The following is a 1096-nucleotide window of genomic DNA, read 5'->3' on the forward strand; positions in this document are numbered from 1 at the left end:
CCAGCCAGCGGGCGGCAACCGGGGCCGCCGGTGGCAGGCCCGTGCCCAGGAGCGTGAGCACGGCGGCCAGAAGAACCAAAACAATGGCAAGAAGGAGTAAGCGAGATTTCAACATGCGTAGGTGGGAGTACCGGAAAATGAATTGCAGGCCTAAAGAACGGCATTATCCGGCCAGCAGCCGGCATCCGGCCGGCCGGCCGGGCTTGGATACAAACCCAAAAAAGCCCCGTACGGGCCGTACGGGGCTTTTAGTGGGAGCTAAGTTTGTGGGAGACCTTACAACGACAGCAGGTAGCCGATAGTGAAATTGGTGTCGTAGCCAAACACGAACTGCTGGCAGCCGGTGGCTTCGGCCACGGCCTGGTAAATGTTCAGTCCCGACTTGATTTTGGCGCCGCCCAGCTGCTGGTAGTCGGTGGGCGCTTTGAGCACGGTGTAGGGCTCCTGGCCCTGGCGCACCGATTTGGCCAGCTCGTAGGGCACCCCGCCAATGATGAAGCAGGTGCCGCGCAGGTTGGCCGGTACCTGCGCCGCTTTGGCCTTAACGGCCGCCGCTACCGCCGCATCGTCCACGTTCTTCTCGAAGTATTTCGAGCCGTACGTGTCTTCCGAGCGAGGCTGGCCATTGGCGTACCACGAAATCTTGCTGTTGGCCGAGCCCATGTCGACGACAAAGCCTTTGGTTGCATAGTCGGCCGGCAGGGCGGCGCGCAGGCCCAGCACGCCTTCGCGCTCGGGCGTCACGGTGGTTACCACGTATTTCAGGGCTTCCAGTCCTTTCACAATGCGGCGGGTGTTCTCGGCCAGCGACGCGCCCGAGCTTACCACAAAATGAATGTCGCGGCCGGGCACGCCAAAGTCCAGCATCTTGCCGATGTAGGCTTTCAGGCCGGCGCGCACGTCCTCTTCCGAGGCCATGTTTTCCATCACCAAGCTATTGCCGAATTCCGATTTTTCCAGCTTCCAGTTGCGCTTGTCATCAACGCGGATGATGAACATGTTGAAGCCGCTGGCTCCCAGCTCCACCACGCCGCGCAGCTTGCCGTTCACGGGCTCGGCGGCGCGGTACGTGAAGGCCGGGGCGGCTGGGGCCGTC

Annotated in this window: 1 protein-coding gene; it reads right to left on the bottom strand. The window is 62.0% G+C overall.

Annotated elements, in window-relative coordinates; translation table 11 throughout:
* Positions 1–276: 276 nt before the first annotated feature.
* On the bottom strand, positions 277–1096 hold an 820-nt coding region (locus ACYVDE_RS23730), incomplete at its 5' end, for a hypothetical protein (RefSeq protein ID WP_460503991.1).

The organism is Hymenobacter agri (assembly GCF_054778495.1).